Origin of the sequence: Bradyrhizobium sp. NBAIM08 (assembly GCF_020193935.1) — a bacterium.
Classification (GTDB): Bacteria; Pseudomonadota; Alphaproteobacteria; order Rhizobiales; family Xanthobacteraceae; genus Bradyrhizobium; species Bradyrhizobium yuanmingense.
Window position 1 is genome coordinate 181020 of sequence record NZ_JADYVR010000004.1, and the last position, 18358, is coordinate 199377.

19 protein-coding genes are annotated in these 18358 nt (G+C 65.9%); 10 read left to right on the forward strand and 9 right to left on the reverse strand.

The window, feature by feature from the left end; all coding sequences use genetic code 11:
* Nucleotides 1-234 precede the first annotated feature (234 nt).
* From I6F37_RS15445 to I6F37_RS15455, 3 genes are all read right to left on the reverse strand, one after another.
* Complete coding sequence (locus I6F37_RS15445; protein WP_036009483.1) at nucleotides 235-2283, reverse strand: elongation factor G; 2049 nt, start codon at nucleotides 2281-2283, stop codon at nucleotides 235-237.
* 155 nt (nucleotides 2284-2438) lie between these two features.
* Nucleotides 2439-2918, reverse strand: coding sequence for a DUF992 domain-containing protein (locus I6F37_RS15450; RefSeq protein ID WP_225114095.1), 480 nt, complete (start codon nucleotides 2916-2918; stop codon nucleotides 2439-2441).
* A gap of 339 nt (nucleotides 2919-3257) precedes the next feature.
* A complete protein-coding gene (locus I6F37_RS15455; protein WP_225114096.1) occupies nucleotides 3258-4460 on the reverse strand; it encodes a pyridoxal phosphate-dependent aminotransferase in 1203 nt (400 codons plus the stop codon).
* A gap of 591 nt (nucleotides 4461-5051) precedes the next feature.
* Here I6F37_RS15455 and I6F37_RS15460 point away from each other — a divergent pair.
* The 5 genes from I6F37_RS15460 (at nucleotide 5052) to I6F37_RS15480 (ending at nucleotide 7839) form a co-directional block, all read left to right on the forward strand.
* Nucleotides 5052-5702 carry a glutathione S-transferase family protein gene (locus I6F37_RS15460; protein WP_025032208.1) on the forward strand — a complete coding sequence of 217 codons (651 nt, stop codon included), beginning with the start codon at nucleotides 5052-5054 and terminating at the stop codon, nucleotides 5700-5702.
* 153 nt (nucleotides 5703-5855) lie between these two features.
* Nucleotides 5856-6032 carry a hypothetical protein gene (locus I6F37_RS15465; RefSeq protein WP_162832045.1) on the forward strand — a complete coding sequence of 59 codons (177 nt, stop codon included), beginning with the start codon at nucleotides 5856-5858 and terminating at the stop codon, nucleotides 6030-6032.
* 73 nt (nucleotides 6033-6105) lie between these two features.
* Nucleotides 6106-6255: a hypothetical protein gene (locus tag I6F37_RS15470; RefSeq protein WP_036009463.1), complete on the forward strand. Its 150-nt coding sequence runs from the start codon at nucleotides 6106-6108 to the stop codon at nucleotides 6253-6255.
* Between the two features lie 229 nt (nucleotides 6256-6484).
* Complete coding sequence (locus tag I6F37_RS15475) at nucleotides 6485-7297, forward strand: PAS-domain containing protein (protein WP_225114097.1); 813 nt, start codon at nucleotides 6485-6487, stop codon at nucleotides 7295-7297.
* An 86-nt stretch (nucleotides 7298-7383) separates the two neighbouring features.
* Nucleotides 7384-7839 (forward strand): GNAT family N-acetyltransferase, encoded by a 456-nt coding sequence (locus I6F37_RS15480; protein ID WP_036030968.1) that lies wholly within the window; start codon nucleotides 7384-7386, stop codon nucleotides 7837-7839.
* 177 nt (nucleotides 7840-8016) lie between these two features.
* Here I6F37_RS15480 and I6F37_RS15485 read toward each other — a convergent pair whose 3' ends face one another.
* From I6F37_RS15485 to I6F37_RS15495, 3 genes are all read right to left on the reverse strand, one after another.
* Nucleotides 8017-8340: an antibiotic biosynthesis monooxygenase gene (locus tag I6F37_RS15485; protein WP_036009456.1), complete on the reverse strand. Its 324-nt coding sequence runs from the start codon at nucleotides 8338-8340 to the stop codon at nucleotides 8017-8019.
* A gap of 270 nt (nucleotides 8341-8610) precedes the next feature.
* Nucleotides 8611-9828: a DUF1501 domain-containing protein gene (locus I6F37_RS15490; RefSeq protein WP_225114098.1), complete on the reverse strand. Its 1218-nt coding sequence runs from the start codon at nucleotides 9826-9828 to the stop codon at nucleotides 8611-8613.
* 2 nt (nucleotides 9829-9830) lie between these two features.
* Complete coding sequence (locus I6F37_RS15495; RefSeq protein WP_225114099.1) at nucleotides 9831-11372, reverse strand: DUF1800 domain-containing protein; 1542 nt, start codon at nucleotides 11370-11372, stop codon at nucleotides 9831-9833.
* Between the two features lie 118 nt (nucleotides 11373-11490).
* Between I6F37_RS15495 and I6F37_RS15500 the strand changes: the two genes are divergently transcribed.
* Nucleotides 11491-11706 (forward strand): cysteine-rich CWC family protein, encoded by a 216-nt coding sequence (locus tag I6F37_RS15500; RefSeq protein ID WP_109145300.1) that lies wholly within the window; start codon nucleotides 11491-11493, stop codon nucleotides 11704-11706.
* A 63-nt stretch (nucleotides 11707-11769) separates the two neighbouring features.
* Here I6F37_RS15500 and I6F37_RS15505 read toward each other — a convergent pair whose 3' ends face one another.
* The 3 genes from I6F37_RS15505 to I6F37_RS15515 all read right to left on the reverse strand — a co-directional run bounded on the left by I6F37_RS15505 (nucleotide 11770) and on the right by I6F37_RS15515 (nucleotide 13587).
* Nucleotides 11770-12468: a glutathione S-transferase family protein gene (locus I6F37_RS15505; RefSeq protein ID WP_225114100.1), complete on the reverse strand. Its 699-nt coding sequence runs from the start codon at nucleotides 12466-12468 to the stop codon at nucleotides 11770-11772.
* Between the two features lie 112 nt (nucleotides 12469-12580).
* Nucleotides 12581-12811, reverse strand: coding sequence for a hypothetical protein (locus I6F37_RS15510; protein WP_225114101.1), 231 nt, complete (start codon nucleotides 12809-12811; stop codon nucleotides 12581-12583).
* Nucleotides 12808-13587 carry a sulfite exporter TauE/SafE family protein gene (locus I6F37_RS15515; protein WP_109145303.1) on the reverse strand — a complete coding sequence of 260 codons (780 nt, stop codon included), beginning with the start codon at nucleotides 13585-13587 and terminating at the stop codon, nucleotides 12808-12810. The genes I6F37_RS15510 and I6F37_RS15515 overlap by 4 nt, the downstream gene beginning before the upstream one ends.
* Before the next feature lie 190 nt (nucleotides 13588-13777).
* On the opposite strand from I6F37_RS15515, the gene I6F37_RS15520 reads away from it, so the two are divergent.
* The 4 genes from I6F37_RS15520 to uvrB all read left to right on the forward strand — a co-directional run bounded on the left by I6F37_RS15520 (nucleotide 13778) and on the right by uvrB (nucleotide 18352).
* Complete coding sequence (locus I6F37_RS15520; RefSeq protein ID WP_074448039.1) at nucleotides 13778-14692, forward strand: LysR substrate-binding domain-containing protein; 915 nt, start codon at nucleotides 13778-13780, stop codon at nucleotides 14690-14692.
* Nucleotides 14693-14796: 104 nt separating this feature from the next.
* Nucleotides 14797-15021, forward strand: a complete 225-nt coding sequence (locus tag I6F37_RS15525) for a hypothetical protein (RefSeq protein WP_036009439.1) — start codon at nucleotides 14797-14799, stop codon at nucleotides 15019-15021.
* Nucleotides 15022-15073: 52 nt separating this feature from the next.
* Nucleotides 15074-15301 carry a hypothetical protein gene (locus tag I6F37_RS15530; RefSeq protein ID WP_036009436.1) on the forward strand — a complete coding sequence of 76 codons (228 nt, stop codon included), beginning with the start codon at nucleotides 15074-15076 and terminating at the stop codon, nucleotides 15299-15301.
* Between the two features lie 93 nt (nucleotides 15302-15394).
* Nucleotides 15395-18352, forward strand: coding sequence for an excinuclease ABC subunit UvrB (uvrB, locus tag I6F37_RS15535; RefSeq protein ID WP_225151845.1), 2958 nt, complete (start codon nucleotides 15395-15397; stop codon nucleotides 18350-18352).
* The last annotated feature ends 6 nt before the right edge of the window (nucleotides 18353-18358 follow it).

Below are 18358 nucleotides of genomic sequence, written 5' to 3' on the forward strand. Positions count from 1 at the left end.
TTTAGAACATATACAACGATGTAAAATACATCATCCCGCGATGGATGCAAGCGACCGCCCGTCTGGCTCCTCCGTCATTGCGAGGAGCCCTTGCGACGAAGCAATGACGAAGGCGAGGAGAGCGCGAGAGTCCAACGTTCACCGCACGTGTAGACACAGCCTCTCACCCCACCCTCTCCCCGTAAGAACGGGGAGAGGGTGAGAGGGCGTGCGGCCCTTACAGCGGGAGCCGCCTCACGCCGCGTGCTGATGTGCGGCGATGATCTGGTCGGCGGCGCGGCCGGTGACTTCGGCCATGTGGTCGAACTGGCGCGTGAAGCTGCCGGCGCCGGCGGTGGCAGAGCGCAGCTCCACGATCAGCTCGCCGATCTCCGCTTCCGGCATCATGGCGCGGACACAGTCCCAGCCGGTCCAGCCCTCACGGGTGTCAAAGCCGAGAATCTGGCCGCGCCGCGCCGACAGGATCGCGTTGATCTTGGCGGTGGCGTCGGTCGGGCAGACGATCTCGACCATGTGGATCGGCTCCAGCAGCACCGGCTGGCATTGCGGCAGGCCTTCGTTGAGCCCGACCCGCGCGGCCGTGCGGAAGGCGAGATCGGAGCTATCGACGCTGTGATAGGAGCCGTCGGTCAGCGTCACCTGCACGTCGGTGACGGGGAAGCCGAGCGGACCGCGCGCCAATCCATCGACGACGCCCTCCTCCACCGCCGGGATGTAGTTGCGCGGCACCGCGCCGCCCACCACCTTCTCGGCGAACTTGAAGCCGTCGCCGCGCGGCAGCGGCGTGATGTCGAGCACGACATCGCCGAACTGGCCGTGGCCGCCGGACTGCTTCTTGTGACGGCCGCGCTGGGTGATCGGCTTGCGGATGGTCTCCTGATAGCCGATCGCAGGCGGATGCGAGGTGATCTTGACGCCGAAGCGGTCGCGCAAGCGCTCGCTGGCGACGCGCAGATGCATCTCGCCCTGGCCCCACAGCACAGTGTCGTGAGTCTTGGCGTTCTGCACGATCATGAGCGAGGGATCCTCCTCATGCAGGCGCGTCAGCGCCTGGCCGAGCTTGACGTCGTCCTTGCGGTCGGTGGCCGCGACCGAGATCGCGAGCACCGGCGGCGTCGGCTCGATCGTGATCAATGCCGCGGGCGCCGTCTTGCCGCTCGAAACCGTGTCACCGGTCTTGACCGGATCGAGCTTGGCGAGGGCCACGGTCTCGCCGGCTTCGGCCGAGGCGCGCTTGGTGTCGTAGGCGCCGTTGACGGCGAGGATGCCGGAGATGCGCCCGGCACCGCCGGATGAGGATTGCAGCGTGGCGCCGTCGTCGAGATGGCCGGCGAGCAGCCGCGTCAGCGACAACTTTCCGCCGTGCTGCGAATGCAGCGTCTTGAAGACATAGCCGAGCGCGTCCTTAGCCTCGGGTACGCCAAGACGTTTTGCGGTCTCCGCAACGCCGGGCGCCTCGTGACGCAACGCCTTCATCAGGCGCAACACGCCGTTTTCGCGCACGGCGGCGCCCAGCAGCACCGGGCAAATCAGCCCTTCCCGCAATTCGCGGGCGAGATCGTCGAAGACGGCATCGCGCGGCGGCTGGATGTCCTCGAGCAGCTGCTCCATCAGCGCATCATCGTGATCGGCGAGCTTCTCCAGCATCGAGAAGCGGGCTTCCTTCTCGCGATCGAGATCGCCGCCTTCGAGCGCGATCACCTCGGAGGCCTTGTGCTCGCGATAGATGAAGGCGCGCTCCAGCGCGAGATCGACGAAGCCCTCGATCAGCTCGCCCTTCCAGATCGGGATCTGGCGCAACACCAGCGGCACGCGCGAGGCGGGCTGCAGCATCGCCAGCGTCTCACGGATGCGCTGGCTGGCGCGGTCGATCTTGTTGAGGAATAGGAAACGCGGAATCTTCAGCTCTTCCAGCTCGCGCAGGATGATCTGAAGCTGCGGCAGCTTCTTCTCGTCGGCCTCGCAGACCACGATTGCGGCGTCGACCGCCGGCAACGCGGCGCGCATGTCGTGGGCAAACTCGACGGAACCGGGACAATCGAGGAAGGTGTAGCTGTCGCCCATGAAACTCGTGGTGGCGGCAGTGAGGCCGACGGTCATTTTGTGATGACGGGCCTCGGGCGTGGCGTCGCCGACGGACGTTCCGGCATCGACGCTGCCGGCGCGCGGGATTGCACCCGTTCGCGCCAATATTGCTTCCAGAAGTGTGGTTTTACCGCTTTGGAAAGGGCCCACCAGCGCGATGCACCGTGGACCTCGGGGACTTCTGACGTCTTGTCCCATTTCGCCGCCTCCTTGGTGTGGAGCTCGGCCCGTGATTGGGTCGGCAAACGCCGATGCTCTGCCCCTCCCCGAGATTTGGCAAGCATCAAACGTCGCTGCGGTGCGTCGTCAGCAAAATCGCGCCGCTTCGCGCGGTGCGATCACACGCAGAAGTGTCAACGGCCCGGACGGAGTTCCAGGCTCTCGAGGCCGGCGGCGATGTTGAGGCCGACCTGGCCCTGCACGCTCAGCGGCTGCAGCGCGATCGAATTGTTGGAGCCGCCGACCAGCACGTTGCCCCCCAAGCCGACACCGACGGAGGCGCTGCCCTGCGCGCCGACGTAATTGCCGGAGAGGTCGCCGGGGCCGAGCCGGTCGACCGGCGCGAACACGCCCCAGGCCAAAGCCGTCTCCTGGGTGATGCCGATGTCGAGGCCCACTTTACGGATGGTCGCGACGTAGCGGTCGTCGGGCAAGCCGTCGGCGCGCAGCACGCAGCCGAGATGAGTCACCGACCCCACGAGGAAGCCGACGCTGGCGCCGCCGCGGCATTCGAGCACGCCGACCCGCGCCATCCGCTGCTGCGCGCCGGTGTTCACGACGGAGGCGATGAGGCTGGCAGCGGTGAGTCCGGCGAAGAGGAACGAACGGCGCATGAAAGTCTCCGGCGAAAAATGTGATGCGAGCAGAGAGAGCGCCCCACCCGTGTTGCGGGTCTATGCCACAAGAACTCAGGCGGGACTAGATCGCGCGCTACGAATCGGTGTGCTGTCTTCCCTGCTCCCCTTGTGGGAGAAGGTGGCATAGCCGGCCTTCGGCCACCGTTCTTAAGAACGCCGAAGCGGAGCTTCGGCTATGGCGCCGGATGAGGGGTTGTCTCCGAGAATTGAACTGGCAGAGGGACTCGCGGAGAGAACCCCTCACCCGTCTCGCCGCTTCGCGGCGATCCACCCTCTCCCACAAGGGGAGAGGGGACATCGCATACCGAGACCGTCTTACCGCAGATTGCCGCAGAAGCGCTGGATGCGCTTGCAGGCGTCTTCGAGGTCCGAGGTCTTGGTCGCGTAGGATATGCGGAACGCCGGTCCAAGGCCGAAGGCCGACCCCTGCACCACGGCGACCCCTTCGGTCTCCAGGAGCTCGGTGACGAAGTCCTCGTCATTGGCGATCACCTTGCCCGACGGCGCGGTCTTGCCGATCGTGCCGGCGCACGACGGATAGACGTAGAACGCGCCTTCGGGACGCGGGCACTCGATTCCCTTGGCCTGATTAAGCATGGAGACGACGAGGTCGCGCCGCTCCTTGAACACCTTGTTGTTGGCGGGGATGAAGTCCTGCGGACCGTTCAGCGCCTCGACCGCGGCCCATTGTGCGATCGACGACGGGTTCGAGGTCGACTGCGACTGGATCGTCGACATCGCCTTGATGAGCTGCGCGGGACCGCCGGCGTAGCCGATGCGCCAGCCGGTCATGCAATAGGCCTTCGAGACGCCGTTCACGGTGAGCGTGCGGTCGTAGAGTTTCGGCTCGACCTGCGCGACCGTGGTGAACTGGAAGTCGTCATAGACGAGATGCTCGTACATGTCGTCGGTCATCACCCAGACGTGGGGATGCTTCACCAGCACGTCGGTGAGCGCTTTCAGTTCCGAACGCGTGTAGGCAGCTCCGGTCGGGTTCGACGGCGAGCACAGGATGACCCATTTGGTCTTCGGCGTGATCGCGCGCTCGAGCGCCTCGGCCTGGAGCTTGAAGCCGGTCGCGGCGGTGCAGACCACCGCCACCGGCTCGCCGCCCGCGAGCGCGACCATCTCGGGATAGCTGACCCAATAGGGCGCGGGAATGATCACCTCGTCGCCCGGATTGATGGTCGCCATCAACGCGTTGTAGAGCACCTGCTTGCCGCCGGTGCCGACGATGATCTGGTTCGGCTTGTAGGCGACGCCGTTCTCGCGCTGAAATTTCGCGATGATGGCTTCCTTCAGCTCGGGAATGCCGTCGACCGCGGTGTACTTGGTCTTGCCGGCCTCGATGGCGCGGATCGCCGCCAGCTTGATGTTGGCGGGCGTGTCGAAGTCGGGCTCGCCGGCACCGAGGCCGATGACGTTGCGGCCCGCCGCTTTCAGCGCGCGTGCTTTATCCGTGACCGCGATGGTCGCGGACGGCTTCACACGGTCGAGCGCAGCGGCAAGGAAGGACATCATCATCTCCTGGCGAGCGTCGTGAAGCCCTTCGCCTCACGACTCCAATTGTGGGAATGAGCCACCCTAAAACGTGTGCCGCTGGGCCGCAAGAAACTTCGGCCAGATCCCGGAAAAGTTTACGATTTGGAGCGCTGCGAGGCGCGGTTTCCCGCAATATTCCGTAACATTGCCTCCGGAATCGCTCATATCCGACAAGGCCTGTCCTCGGAGCAATTCTGGATGGTGCACGTCTCCAGGAAACCGCTCGTCGTCATGCCCGGGCTTGTCCCGGGCATCCACGTTCTTCGTGCGGCAAGTGAGACGTGGATGGCCCGGTCAAGCCCGGCCATGACGATGCGGAAACACTGGCGTCCTAATCTCGATCGTCTATGCGGTAGCCTACGTAGAGCGATGTGTCCGCAGATTGACGTACATGTGAACTGAACTGCATCGACGCGAAATGATCTTCCCCTCCATTGCAGTGCGGTAGGGTTTTCGAGTTTTTCTATCGGCCAGCACTTGCGGCGGATTCGCATCGGCATCATTGTTTAGCCGCCTCGCGGGGCAACGGGCGCCGCGTCTTCTCGTCCTCGGATTTCGAACGCCAGAATGTACAAGCTCTATTCGATGCAACGCTCGGGCAACAGCTACAAGGTCCGCCTTGCGCTGGCGCTGCTCAATCTGCCTTACGAAGCGGTGGAGGTGGACATTCTGCGCGGCGAGAGCCGCACGCCGGATTTCCTGTCCAAGAACCCGTCGGGGCAGGTGCCGCTGCTCGAGGTCGGCGAGGACCGTTATCTCGCCGAGTCCAACGCCATCCTCTGGTACGTTGCCGTCGGCACGCCGCTCGCGCCGGAAAACCGCATCGACCGCGCCGAGGCGCTGCAATGGATGTTCTTCGAGCAGCACGCGCTCGAGCCGAACATCGGCGCGGCCTATTTCTGGCTGTCGCTGGTCAAGGGCGGCCGCGACCTGCAGACCCATTCGCTGGAGGACTGGATGGAGCGCGGCTATGGCGCGCTCCAGGTGATGGAGAATCACCTCAAGACCAATTCCTATTTCGCCGCGCGCCAGCTCACGGTCGCCGACATCGCGCTGTACGGCTACACCCACCTCGCCGACCGCTGCGACTTCGACCTCCAGGCCTTCCCGGCGATCCGGGACTGGCTCAAACGAGTCGAAGCCGCGCCCGGCTTCGTGACCATGGACTGGCGCCCGGCCGACATCGACGACCCCGCCAGCATCGCCGCGAGCGCCTGAGGCGCGTCCGCTCCGGCGAATAGCGGGCATAAGGGCCGCCTCTGCCGCAATCCCGCCACTTTCCGCGCGGTCGCCGCCGCAATATTGCCGGTTGAAACTGGGAAATTCTGGAAAGTCGCGGGTGATTCGCTCGCGTGTTGAAGGATTTAGACCATGATGCGGGCGTCCGGCACAGCGGGGTTTCAGAGCCCATCCGCTACCGTCGCGTCTTCCCGGCTCACCCATGCGGTCGCGGCTTCGCTCGCCGTCGCCGCGCTTTCGCTGTGCCTGATCGTCACCCTGACGGTGTTGTCGACCAAGGCGACCATGGCGATGGGCCTGCCGGTCTGATTCCCGTTTCATCCTGGACCAGCCTTCAGGGCGCCGTGCGGCCCGCGCCGACCGGCATCGCGACAGGACGTCGATGAAATCACCTGTGGTAGTCGTTGCAATCACCCTGACTGCGGCCATCCTGGTCGCGGCCTCGCTGCTGATCATCGTCGGCACGCGCAAGGGCACGGGCACGTCGACGCTGCATGCGCCGACGCTGCAGCAGCGCGCGCACATGGTCTAAAGCGCGATGCGATTAGGATGAATCATCATCGCGCTTTAGGTTATTGTTTGAGCATGATCTTTTCGGAAAACCGCTTCACACTTTTCCGGATCATGCTTTAAAATCATCCGAAAGCCTTACGCTTCCACGCAACCGCGCCTTAAGCACGCCGCACGAAATCGCATCGCAGTCACGCAACAATCAGCCAGTGTTGCGGCCTTACCTCTTTCGGGAGGAGCGAGACAGGTCCATGCGGTTCGGATGGCGTGCGATCTCCGGTCCGGCGCTGACGGCAGCGACCCTGCTGCTGGCGATGCTGCTCGATCGCTTCGTCCCCGCGCCCTCGCCCGCCCCGCTGTTCGTCGCCATCGTGGCTCTCGCCGGCGCGCTCGCAGGTCTCGCCTCCGCCGTGACGACCGCGATTGTCGCGGTGATCGGCGCGGCGCTGTTCTTCCTCAATCGTCACGGCGTCTCCGGCCATGGCGCCGCCGATCTGGCGCCGCTCGGCCTCCTGGCCGTCACCGTTTTCGGAACCGCCGGCATCACCGGGCTGATGCGCGAGCGGCTGCTCGGCAGTTTCGCGGCCGAGCGCCGCAGCCACGCCATTGCCGCGCGGCTGTCGGCCGCGCTCGACAAGGTCGATATCGGCATCGTGCTGCTCGATGCCGAGACCCGGGCCGAATTCATCAACCGCGCGTTCCGCGACTATTTTGCGGTGCCGGACGAGGTCGCCGAGGCGAAGCCACCCTTCATCGCGCTGATGTATCACGGCCGCGACACCGGCGCGTTCGCGCTGGCCGAGGACGAGCTCGGCACTTTCATCGCGCAGCGCATGGAGATGGTGCGGGTCGGCGATGCCACGCCGATCAACGTCGCGCTGCGCAACGGCGAGGTGCTGCGCTTCGTCTGCGCCGCACTGCCGGACGGCGGGCGGATGCTGAGCTACACGCCCGTGACCGACCTCGTGCGCCACACCGATGCGCCGGCGCGCGCCGACTACTACCGCTCGCTGCGCGATCCGGCCGGCCGCAAGCTGATCCAGTACTTGCGCGTTGCGGAGTGAGGCGAGTGTGCGATTGATCGGCAATACGATCATCACGTATGAAGGACATCCCTTCATCGCGCACCTCCGAGATCGCGGAAATTCACATGTCGCTCATCATTCGCGCCGTCACCAGGCAGGATTACGATCAATGGCTGCCGCTGTGGGACGGCTACAACGCCTTTTACGGCCGCTCCGGTCCGACCGCGCTCGCGCCCGAGATCACTGCGATGACGTGGCAGCGCTTCTTCGATGCTTATGAGCCGATGCATGCGCTGGTCGCCGAGGACAACGGCCGCCTGCTCGGGCTGACGCATTATCTGTTCCATCGCAGCACCACCGCGATCGAGCCGTCCTGCTATCTGCAGGACCTGTTCACCTCCGAGGCCGCGCGCGGCAAGGGCGTCGGCTCGGCGCTGATCCATGGCGTCTACGAACGGGCGAAGCTGGCGGGATCGCCGCGTGTCTACTGGCAGACGCACGAGACCAATCTCACGGCGCAGCGCCTGTACGACAAGGTCGCGGAGCGCTCCGGTTTCATCGTCTATCGCAAGATCTTCTGAGTCGTGCCGGGAGCCTGTGGATAACTCCACCTGTCACCCGCGCGTAACACAGCAAGGCTAGGCTGCCCCTGCGTCTGGTCAGGCCCCCCGTCACCGATCATGCGCCCCAGCGGTCCCCGTCAGTCGCCGCGTCTGACAGGGGCCGCATTTTTTTGCTGGCAGCGCTACTTGGCAGCGTTACTTGGCGCCGCGCCCCACGGTCTGCATCACCTCGAAACCTTCGAACTGGGGATGGCCGAGATAAAGCGGCTTGTTGTCGCCCGCTTTATGATGCGCCGCGCGAAATGCTTCCGACTTGGTCCAGGCCTCAAACGCCGCATAATTCGCCCACACGGTGTGCGAGGCGTACAGCGTGTGGTCCTCGGCTTCCGGCCCGCGCAGCAGGTGAAACTCGACGAAGCCCGGCACCTTGTCGAGATGGGTGTCGCGCGTGAGCCAGACCTGCTCGAAGGCAGCCTCGGAGCCCTTGGCGACGCGGAAGCGGTTCATGGCGATGTACATGGGGTGGTGTCTCCTGTGGGCGCGACCGTCAGGATGCGGTGCTCTCTCGCTCCCTCTCCCCGTTCTTACGGGGAGAGGGTGGGGTGAGGGGCTGCCTCCGCGAGTTCGGTCTCGATTGTAGGCGATGTGCGCGATGCACGCACGGTCAATGTGGGAATCGGATGGACTCCCCTCTCGGGAATAGTGTGCCCTGCCCCTCACCCGGATTGCTCAGGCGCACGAGCCTGAGCAATCCGACCTCTCCCCGCAGAAGGCCGGGGAGAGGTTAAGTCAGACCACAAGCCCCTTCATCGGCCTTGCGCTTGCGCTGTCGGGGAACACCGTCTCGGCCAGCGTGCGATCGGACAGGCCGAACTGATCTTGCAGCACGCCTTTGATCACCGAGCGCAGATCCGTGGTCGGCTTGAGGTCACGGCCCTCATACAGGTTCGCGAGCTTGAGGCCGGGCCAGTCCGCGATCACCCGGCCGCCTTGCACCGCGCCGCCGGCGAGCAAGGCGATCGTGCCCGTGCCGTGATCGGTCCCCTCGGTGCCGTTGATGCGCGCGGTGCGGCCGAACTCGGTGGCGACAACCACGACGGTGTCGCGCCAGCGATCCCTTAATCCGCTTTCGAATTCGGCGAGCGCGCCGTCGAGGCCGCCGAGCAGGAAGGCGAGACGCCCCACAGGGCCGCCCTCATTGGCATGCGTGTCCCAGCCGTCGAAGGCGAGCGCGGCGATGCGCGGGCCATCATCAGCCGCCATCAGCTTTGCGGCGCCGCGCGCGACCTGGCGCATCTGCGCGACCGCATTGCCGCGCGTCGCTTTCATGTCGTCGCCGCTCGCGACCTTGTCGAGCTGGAGGCCTTGCGACAGCGCGGAGGCCAAAGCGGGATCGCGATGGCGGTAGAGCTCGACGAGGCGCATGGCCGTGTCGTCGTCGGCCTGCGGCAGCGCGACCGGCGCCCAGCCGACGGTCGGCGCATTGCCGCGCAGCACCAGCGGCGTAGTGGGCCCGACCGCAAGCCCGCTCGACACGCGCTCGCCGCGCGGCAGCGCTTCCAGCGCGCGGTTGAGCCAGCCGGACTGCACGCGGCCAGGGCCGGCATAGCCGCTTTCGAGCACGTCCTGGCCGTCGAAATGCGAGCGGTCGCGATAGGGCGTCGCAACCGCGTGGATCACGGCAGCGTGCTTGTCGCGATACATGCGCGCAAACTCCGGCATCGCCGGATGCAGGGCGAAGAACGAGTCGAGCATGATTGCGGGATGGGCACCGTCGGCGCTGAGCGCGATCGATCCATGCAGGCCGGGATAATCGGGATCGCCCAGCGGCGCGACGGTCGAGAGCCCGTCCAGCGCCCCGCGCAGGATCACCACGATCAATCGCGGATCGCGCCCGTCGGCCGCGCGGGCGAATTTCGGCAGGTAGGCCCAGGCTGCAAAGGACGCGCCGCCGAGCAGGAGACCGCGGCGGGACGTGAGGAGCCGGTTCTCGACGCAGTCGGTCATCATCATCTCCTCTGCATTTCCGGCGACATCAGCAGCAGCGCCAGCGCCTGCTGCCGCGACTCCGCGCGCTCGATGGTCCGCCGCGTCTCGGCCGAGGCGGCATCGGCGGCGGCGAACTCCAGGAGGTCGAGCGGATCGATGTTGTTGCCAAGCCGCGCGCCGATCTGCGCCGCGATGTCGAGCCTGAGCTTGATGCCTTCCGGCGCGCCCCAGGCGGCATTGCTGTCGGGAAAGCCGTTGGGACCCGGCGGCGACCACAGCGGCTGGCCGAGCAGATTGAGGTTGTTGAGATAGGCCCCGGGATCCTCCGGCACGCGCGCCAGCAGCCGGCCGCTCGCAACGAGGAAATCGTATGGCGAGCGCAGCTTGGTGAGCGGCGCCTTCCATGCTTCCTCGGAATCAACCAGCGCCGTCGCCAGCGCCTTGAGATCGCCGTCGGTCCTGACGAAGACGTCGCGCAGGCGCGCAACGAGCGCCGGCGGCGGCTCGTCCGCAACGAAGTGACGGACGAATTTGGTGGCGATGAAACTCGCGGTCGAGGGATGCCGCGCGAGATCGGCGAGCGCAGCTTCGCCCTGTGCGAGGCCCGCCTGATCGTAGGTCTTGCCGAGCAGGACCTGCGGCCCGGGCTGATGCGCATTGGTGTTGAAGACGAAGGAGCCGGGAACTCCGAGCTGCCCTTGCCTGCCGGCAAAGGTCCAGCCGGTGATGATGCGCGCGAGCGAGGTGACGTCGCCTTGGGTGTAGCCGCCGCCGACGCCGAGCGTATGCAGCTCCAGGATCTCGCGCGCGAGATTTTCGTTCAGCCCGCGCTTGCGGTTTTGCCCGGCGCGCGAGTCAGGTCCAAGCGATTGCTGGTTGTCGAGGAAGAACAGCATCGCCGGGTGCTGCTCGACCGCCCTCAGCATGTCGGCGAAGCGCCCGAGCACGTGCGGCCGGATCGCCTCGCGCTCAAACGCGCCGGCCCAGATCCGCGCCAGCTCGCCCTTGCTGGCAGAGATGCAGAAATGATTGGACCAGAACGCGACGAGGCGCTCGGTGAAACCGCACTCGACGAGCGTGGCGCGCTGCAGCCGCGCCAGTGCCTCGGCGCGAAAGGTTTTCTGGATGACATTGAGCGGCTGCGGCGCTGGCTTGGCAGCAGGCGGCGCGGCGTTCGGCTGCATGGCCTCGGGCCGAACGGTGTTCTCGGCGGGCTTTGCATCGGCCATTTGGCCGGTGATCTCTGCCGCTGCATTCAGCGAGAGATTGCGGCGCAAGGGCGCGTTCTGATCGGCAGGCGGCGTCTCGGCGGGCGCAGCGGCCTTCGCCGCCTCACGCGCCTGCTTGACCTGGTCCTGATAGGCAAACACGGCCTGCCCGAGCTGCGGCGTCGATTGCAGAACCGGCGCTTCCAGCAGCACGCCATTGGCACGCGAAAGCTCCGCCTTCACGAAGCCGCGCGGGTCGGAGCTTGCGTTGACGAGATCGCCCGATGCACCGCCGCGGGCGCCGAAGCCGAAGCGGTTGAGCGCGACGAGGGCGGCTTGCGAATCGCGGGCCATCGATGATCTGTCCTTCGCGCGCTGCGAGATGCTTTCCTTTCGACGCGGTCGGCGCGTAAGATACTGCAGCGGCAGATGAACCCGCCATGAAAATGACGGCGAAGCTTCGACGTAAAACATGACAAATCCGAAAGAAATCCCGTCAGCGCCGGCACTTGCGCGCCGTCTCACCTGTTCCCGTTGCGGCAGCGAATTCGGCTGCGATCTCTCAGGGACTTGCTGGTGCGCGGAGGAGACGGCACGGCTGCCGATGCCGATCGAGGGGGAGGATTGCCTGTGCCGGGAATGCTTGCGGAAAGCGGCGACGCGTAGCCCGGACGGAGCGCAAGCGTAATCCGGGAATCGTTCCGCTAGCACCGGCCCCGGATTTCGCTGCGCTCCATCCGGGCTACGAAGTTTACACCTCTTGTCCCGGCGACTTCCGCGCCATGCCGTCGAACGCATCCAGCAGCTTTTCGCGCCACACATAGACCGAATCATCCGCTTCGAGCAGCTTGAACGGGCTGACCACGCGCGCCCAGTGGAATCCGCCGAACACGATGTAATCGGCGTAGTTCGGTGCCTGCCCGCCGAGAAAAGGTTGCGTCTTGAGCGTCTGCCGCATGATCTCGAGCGATTTGCGGAACGCGACGATGCCGGTGTCGCGGCCCGCCATGATCTCCTCGAGCGTCTTGCCGCCGAAGCGCGCCTCGCGCGACTTGCGGAAATAGGCGGCATCGACCTCATTCAGATTGTTCGGGATATCGGCGATGATGAGCGGAAAGATGCCGCCGACGATGGCGATGTCGCCCCACGCATTGATCATGCGCGCCATCGCGCGGCCGCCCTCCCCGCCGAACAGCGACGGGCGATCCGGAAAAGTGTCCTCGAGATAGTTCGCAATGGTCCAGGAATCGACGATCGCCTTGTCGTGGTGCAACAGCACGGGGACCCTCTCCGAGCCGTGCGGCGCAATCGCGCTCTTCTCCGTGAAGCGCCAGGGTAGCGATTCCGCCGCAAGGCCCTTGTGCGCCAGTGCCATCCGGGTGCGCCAGCAATACGGGCTGAAGGGGCGCGTGGGATCGGTACCGACGAGTTCGTAGAGTTTGAGCGACATTGAGCAGTGCTCCGTCATTGCGAGCGCAGCGAAGCAATCCGGGCTGCTTCCGCGGTGACATTCTGGATTGCTTCGCTGGCGCTCGCAATGACGATGTGGAGAGAGGTGCGCGTCACCGCCCGTTCGCGCGCAACAGCCTCTCGCCGCCTTCCGTTGCCGCGATCACCAGCCCGAGACCGGCAATCGTCTCGCGCGCGACGTAGCCGCGCTCGGCGGCGTCCTCCCAGATGGTGAGGCGCGGGCACGAGGTCTTCCAGGTCGCGAGCACCTCGGCGTAGACGCGCGGCTCGCGCGCGACCCATTCGACGAAGTCCAGCACCAGCGGATCGGCGTTACAGCTCATTGCAAACCTCCCTTGTCGAAGGCGGCCAGAACCGGCGCACGCAGCAACAGCCAGCCGCCGTGGACGATGTAGTAGCAGGCGATGGTGGTGATCAGCTTGTTGGACCAGGCGATGAACTGCTGGTCGGTCATGGCTTCGAGGATGCGCCGCGCCAGCGTGGTGCCGAGCATCGAGGCTGCGATGGCGACGGCAGCGAGCACGGGATCGAGGCCCGCGGCCTGGTCGATGATGCCGCCGAAATAGATCAGCTTGGTGAAATGGCTGACGACCTGGCACATCGCCTTGGTCGCAACCTTCTCGCGCCGGCCGAAATCGCCGCCGAGGAAAAAGGTGTCGAGCAGCGGGCCGGAGACGCCGGTCATCAGCATCAGGCCCATGCAGATCGTGCCGTAGACCGTGCCCTGCCAGAGGCTATCAGGGTCCGGCTTGATGTTCGCCGGCAAAAGCCGCGCCATGAACGGGGTGATGCCGAGCAGCAGCAGCGCGACCGGCTTATCGGGCACGTAGCGGGTCAGCGACCACGCCGCGAGCGCGACGGCCGCGCCGACCATGTAGTTCGCAACCGGCCGCCAGCGGATATGCGCCCGCCACAGGAACGCGCGCCAGCCGTTCGAAGCCATCTGCGTGACCGCATGCAGCACCATCGCGGTCGGCAGCGGCATCAATGCCAGCAGCACGCCGATCAGGATCAGCCCGCCCGCCATGCCGAACAGCCCCGACAGGAACGCCGTGGCCACCATCAGCAATCCAAGGGCAGCGATCATGATGGGCGTCACGAAAGGAATCTCCCGAGGGCGAGTGAGGGACGCAAACTGTTTCACTCCCTCGCCCCGCGAGGAGAGGCGAAGGCACCGCGCCTGCTTCAACAAATCAGCTCGAATTGCGCTGATGTTTGTGCCTCGCTTGCGCCTCTTCCGCAAACTGAGATATCTTGCCCTGGCATCAGCTTTCCTGAGGGTGGGTCATTTGCGGCGGTTGCTGTTTCTCAACGGCATCAAGGCGTTCGAGGCGGCGGCGCGGACCGGCAGCTTTGCTGCGGCCGGGCTGGAGCTGAGCGTATCGGCGGCCGCCGTCAGCCGCATGGTGCACCTGCTCGAAGAGCGGCTCGGCGTCGCCTTGTTCGAGCGCAAGGCCAACAGGCTCGTGCTGACGCAGGCGGGCCGCGCCTATCAGAGCGGGCTGACCCCGATCTTCGATGCGCTGGCGAGCCTCACGGCGCAGGTGACGGCGCCCGCCAGCGTGCGCGTGCTCACCATCGGCGTCGGCCACACCTTTGCGATGCGCTGGCTGATCCCGCGCCTGTCGGAGTTTCGCAGCGAGGAGCCCGACATCGAGGTGCGCTTCACCACCGGCGGCGCCGCGGTGCCGTTCGGCGAGGACTGGAACTGCGGCATCAAGCTCGGCACCGGCGACTGGCCCGGCCTCGTCGCCGAGCCGCTGTTCGCCGGTGATCTCACCCCCGTCTGCGTGCCGCGCCTTGCCGGCGGATTGAAACGCCCGGCCGACCTGAAGGGACCGAGCCTGATCCGCGTCGCGCACTCACCCGAGGACTGGCCGATCTGGCTGAAGGCGGCGGGGACAGCGAGGATCAACGCGCGCGGGCCCGAGTTCCAGTTCTACGGCCAGGCGCTGCAGGCCGCGGCCGACGGGCTCGGCATCGCGATGGGCATCCGCCCCTATATCGACGACGATCTCGCGGCCGGCCGGCTGGTGGCGCCGTTCGACCTCTCGGTGCCCAAGGGCATGCGCTGGTATCTGCTCTATCGCAGCTTCCAGACCGAGCAGCGCGACTTTGCCGCCTTCCGCCGCTGGATCATGCGGGCGGCATCGGAACCTGCCGCCCGTCCACGGCGGATCGGCCGCGCCGCAGCGCGGAACTGAAGCCCGGCGGGCAAAAAAGCCGCCCGCTTGTGAACGGCTTCACATCCCAAAATCCGCAGACGTGGTCTCGTGACCCTCCGAAAAGAAACGTGGGACCTACACTCATGACGACCCTCTACGACGGCTTTGACATCGAATCCTTCGAAGCTGGCAAGGGGCTGTGGCACGCGCGGATCCGCCGGGCCGATCTCAGCCCGGTGGCCATCGACGGCGTGCTGTTTCCGGCCATGGAAGTCGGCTTCGCCTGGCCCGATCGCGATGCCGCGATTGCCGATGCCAAGCACCACATCGATCGTTTTCGGCTGCGGACCGGCGGCGACGACGAATAGGCGGTCCGCAGGCCGACCAGAGACAGGGCGGCGAAAAAAGGGGGAACCGGTCATGTCCATCATCGAAACCGATGCAGCGCGGCCGCGGATCTACGCCCGCGCAGTGCTGTCCAACTGCCCGGAATGCGACAGCGCTCTCACAGTGCTCCGCGTGATCGGCGGCCGTGCCGGATGCGAGTACTGGGCCATGCGCTGCACCGATTGCGGCGGCATTCATCTCGACATCCTCGAGCCGAATGTCGCGGCCGGTGACGACGAGGGGCCGCGGCCGGCGGCGTGAACCGCAAGGCTGCTGCCAACCTGCTGTCAGCAGCCTGCACGGCCACGGCCATTCACCCTTTATCGCGGGGCTGACTCGTCCCATATTCGCCTCATGGCGAAGAAACCTGCATCCTCCGAAAAATCCGGCAAATCCCCCAAATCCAAAGCACATCGCCCCGACGTGCAGCCGATCGGGCCGGCGCTGGCTGAACTGCTGAATCCTGCGATCAATCGCGGCGATGCCGGGCTGGGATCAGGCACCGGCCTGCAGCCGCCGCCGGACAATTCGCGCGACCGCCGCGCCGGGGGTGAGGCCGCCGCGCATCGCGCGCGGGCTTCGACGCCGAAGGAGTTTCCGCAAGATGCGGCGCGGCCGATGCCGCTGCGGCCCAATCCGCAGCCGCCGGGCGCCCGTCAGTCCAGTGAGCTGGCCGGACTGGAGGAGGCGCCGCAAGCCAATTACGGAACCGCGGCCACGATTCCGACGCTCGATCCGGAACTGGCGCGGCAGCTCGGATTGCCCACCGAGGAGGACGATGCCGAGGCGCTGGCGCGTCCGCCGCGGTCCAAGATGGAGGCGCTCGGCGTCAAGGCCACCGCGGATGCGCTGGAATCGCTGATCCGCGAGGGCCGGCCGGAGTTCCGCAAGGGCGACGGCTCCATGAAGGTGTGGACGCCACACCGGCCGCCGCGCCCGGAGAAGTCCGAAGGCGGTGTCCGGTTCGAGATCAAGTCGGCCTACGAGCCCAAGGGCGATCAGCCGACCGCGATCGCCGAGCTGGTCGAGGGCATCAATCGCAACGACCGTTCGCAGGTGCTGCTCGGCGTCACCGGCTCCGGCAAGACCTACACCATGGCCAAGGTGATCGAGGCGACGCAGCGCCCGGCCCTGATCCTGGCGCCGAACAAGACGCTGGCCGCCCAGCTCTATGGCGAGTTCAAGAACTTTTTTCCGGACAACGCGGTCGAGTATTTCGTCAGCTATTACGACTACTACCAGCCGGAAGCGTATGTGCCCCGCACGGACACGTACATCGAAAAGGATTCCTCGATCAACGAGCAGATCGACCGCATGCGCCACTCGGCGACGCGCGCGCTGCTCGAGCGTGACGACGTCATCATCGTGGCCTCGGTGTCCTGCATCTACGGTATCGGCTCGGTCGAGACCTACACCGCGATGACCTTCGCGCTGAAGAAGGGTGAGCGCATCGACCAGCGGCAGCTGATCGCCGACCTCGTCGCGCTGCAGTACAAGCGCACCCAGGCCGATTTCACCCGCGGCACGTTTCGCGTGCGCGGCGACGTCATCGACATCTTCCCGGCGCACTATGAAGACCGCGCCTGGCGCGTGAACCTGTTCGGCGACACCATCGAGACTATCGAGGAGTTCGATCCGCTCACCGGCCACAAGCAGGACGAGCTCGAATTCATCAAGATGTACGCCAACTCGCATTATGTGACGCCGCGCCCGACCTTGGTGCAGGCGATCAAGTCGATCAAGTCAGAGTTGAAGCAGCGGCTCGACCAGCTCCACGACCAGGGACGCCTCCTGGAAGCGCAGCGGCTGGAGCAGCGCACCACTTTCGACCTCGAGATGATGGAGGCGACGGGCAGCTGCGCCGGCATCGAGAACTATTCGCGCTATCTGACAGGACGCCGCCCCGGCGAGCCGCCGCCGACGCTGTTCGAATACGTGCCCGACAACGCGCTGATCTTCGCCGACGAAAGCCACGTCACCATCCCGCAGATCGGCGCCATGTTCCGCGGCGACTTCCGCCGCAAGGCGACGCTGGCCGAATACGGCTTCCGCCTGCCGTCCTGCATGGACAACCGCCCGCTCCGCTTCGAGGAATGGGACATGATGCGGCCGCAGACCGTCGCGGTGTCGGCGACCCCGGGCAGCTGGGAGCTGAACGAGAGCGGCGGCGTGTTCGTCGAGCAGGTCATTCGCCCGACCGGACTTATTGATCCTCCGGTCGACATCCGCCCGGCGCGCACGCAGGTCGACGATCTCGTCGGCGAAGTGCGCGCCACCGCGCAAGCCGGCTATCGCTCGCTGATCACGGTCCTCACCAAGCGCATGGCCGAGGACCTCACCGAATATTTGCACGAACAGGGCATTCGCGTGCGCTACATGCACAGCGACATCGACACGATCGAGCGCATCGAGATCATCCGCGATTTGCGCTTAGGTGCGTTCGACGCGCTGGTCGGCATCAACCTCTTGCGCGAAGGCCTCGACATCCCCGAATGCGCCCTGGTCGCCATCCTCGACGCCGACAAGGAAGGCTTTCTGCGCAGCGAGACCTCGCTGATCCAGACCATCGGCCGCGCCGCGCGCAACGTCGACGGCAAGGTGATCCTCTATGCCGACCAGATGACGGGGTCGATGGAGCGCGCCATCGCCGAGACCAACCGCCGCCGCGAGAAGCAGGTCGAGTACAACAATGCCAACGGCATTACGCCGGAGAGCGTGAAGAAGCAGATCGGCGACATCCTCAACTCGGTCTACGAGCGCGACCACGTGCTGATCGAGGTCGGCGGCCACGACATGACCGACGACGTCATCTCGATCGGCCACAATTTCGAAGCCGTTCTGGCCGATCTCGAAACGCGAATGCGCGAGGCCGCCGCCGACCTGAACTTCGAGGAAGCCGCGCGCCTGCGCGACGAGGTCAAGCGCCTGCGCGCCACCGAGCTTGCAGTGGTGGACGACCCAACCGCCAAGCAGCGCACCGTCGCGGGCAAGGCCGGCGCTTATGCGGGAGCGAAGAAATACGGCGATGCCGCGAACCTGCCCGTCAGCGCCATGAGGAACAAGAGCGCCGCAACTGCGCTCAAGGCCGGCGGCGGCAAGGGCTCCCGCGTGCATAAGCCGCATCTCGACGAGATGCACGGCCCGGAGTCGTTGCCCTATCGCGAGAGCCGCGCGCTGCCGTCAAAGCCGTTCGGCAGCACCAGCAGGATCATCCAGCCGACGGATTCGCGGCAGTCGGGACCGGAGTTCGGGCCCGCGCCGAAGTCGACGGGCGGGGCACCGGGGCGAAGGGGTGGGTGGAAGAAGAGGTAGACGCGT

What these genes read in the sequence shown, in the direction of transcription:
- I6F37_RS15475 (WP_225114097.1), top strand. Translation starts at nt 6,485, where the DNA reads ATGCGGTTCGGATGGCGTGCGATCTCCGGTCCGGCGCTGACGGCAGCG.
- I6F37_RS15480 (WP_036030968.1), top strand. Translation starts at nt 7,384, where the DNA reads ATGTCGCTCATCATTCGCGCCGTCACCAGGCAGGATTACGATCAATGG.
- I6F37_RS15495 (WP_225114099.1), bottom strand. Translation starts at nt 11,372, where the DNA reads ATGGCCCGCGATTCGCAAGCCGCCCTCGTCGCGCTCAACCGCTTCGGC.
- I6F37_RS15455 (WP_225114096.1), bottom strand. Translation starts at nt 4,460, where the DNA reads ATGTCCTTCCTTGCCGCTGCGCTCGACCGTGTGAAGCCGTCCGCGACC.
- I6F37_RS15485 (WP_036009456.1), bottom strand. Translation starts at nt 8,340, where the DNA reads ATGTACATCGCCATGAACCGCTTCCGCGTCGCCAAGGGCTCCGAGGCT.
- I6F37_RS15510 (WP_225114101.1), bottom strand. Translation starts at nt 12,811, where the DNA reads ATGAGCTGTAACGCCGATCCGCTGGTGCTGGACTTCGTCGAATGGGTC.
- I6F37_RS15500 (WP_109145300.1), top strand. Translation starts at nt 11,491, where the DNA reads ATGACAAATCCGAAAGAAATCCCGTCAGCGCCGGCACTTGCGCGCCGT.
- I6F37_RS15525 (WP_036009439.1), top strand. Translation starts at nt 14,797, where the DNA reads ATGACGACCCTCTACGACGGCTTTGACATCGAATCCTTCGAAGCTGGC.
- I6F37_RS15465 (WP_162832045.1), top strand. Translation starts at nt 5,856, where the DNA reads ATGATGCGGGCGTCCGGCACAGCGGGGTTTCAGAGCCCATCCGCTACC.
- I6F37_RS15460 (WP_025032208.1), top strand. Translation starts at nt 5,052, where the DNA reads ATGTACAAGCTCTATTCGATGCAACGCTCGGGCAACAGCTACAAGGTC.
- I6F37_RS15450 (WP_225114095.1), bottom strand. Translation starts at nt 2,918, where the DNA reads ATGCGCCGTTCGTTCCTCTTCGCCGGACTCACCGCTGCCAGCCTCATC.
- uvrB (WP_225151845.1), top strand. Translation starts at nt 15,395, where the DNA reads ATGGCGAAGAAACCTGCATCCTCCGAAAAATCCGGCAAATCCCCCAAA.
- I6F37_RS15530 (WP_036009436.1), top strand. Translation starts at nt 15,074, where the DNA reads ATGTCCATCATCGAAACCGATGCAGCGCGGCCGCGGATCTACGCCCGC.
- I6F37_RS15490 (WP_225114098.1), bottom strand. Translation starts at nt 9,828, where the DNA reads ATGACCGACTGCGTCGAGAACCGGCTCCTCACGTCCCGCCGCGGTCTC.
- I6F37_RS15445 (WP_036009483.1), bottom strand. Translation starts at nt 2,283, where the DNA reads ATGGGACAAGACGTCAGAAGTCCCCGAGGTCCACGGTGCATCGCGCTG.
- I6F37_RS15470 (WP_036009463.1), top strand. Translation starts at nt 6,106, where the DNA reads ATGAAATCACCTGTGGTAGTCGTTGCAATCACCCTGACTGCGGCCATC.
- I6F37_RS15505 (WP_225114100.1), bottom strand. Translation starts at nt 12,468, where the DNA reads ATGTCGCTCAAACTCTACGAACTCGTCGGTACCGATCCCACGCGCCCC.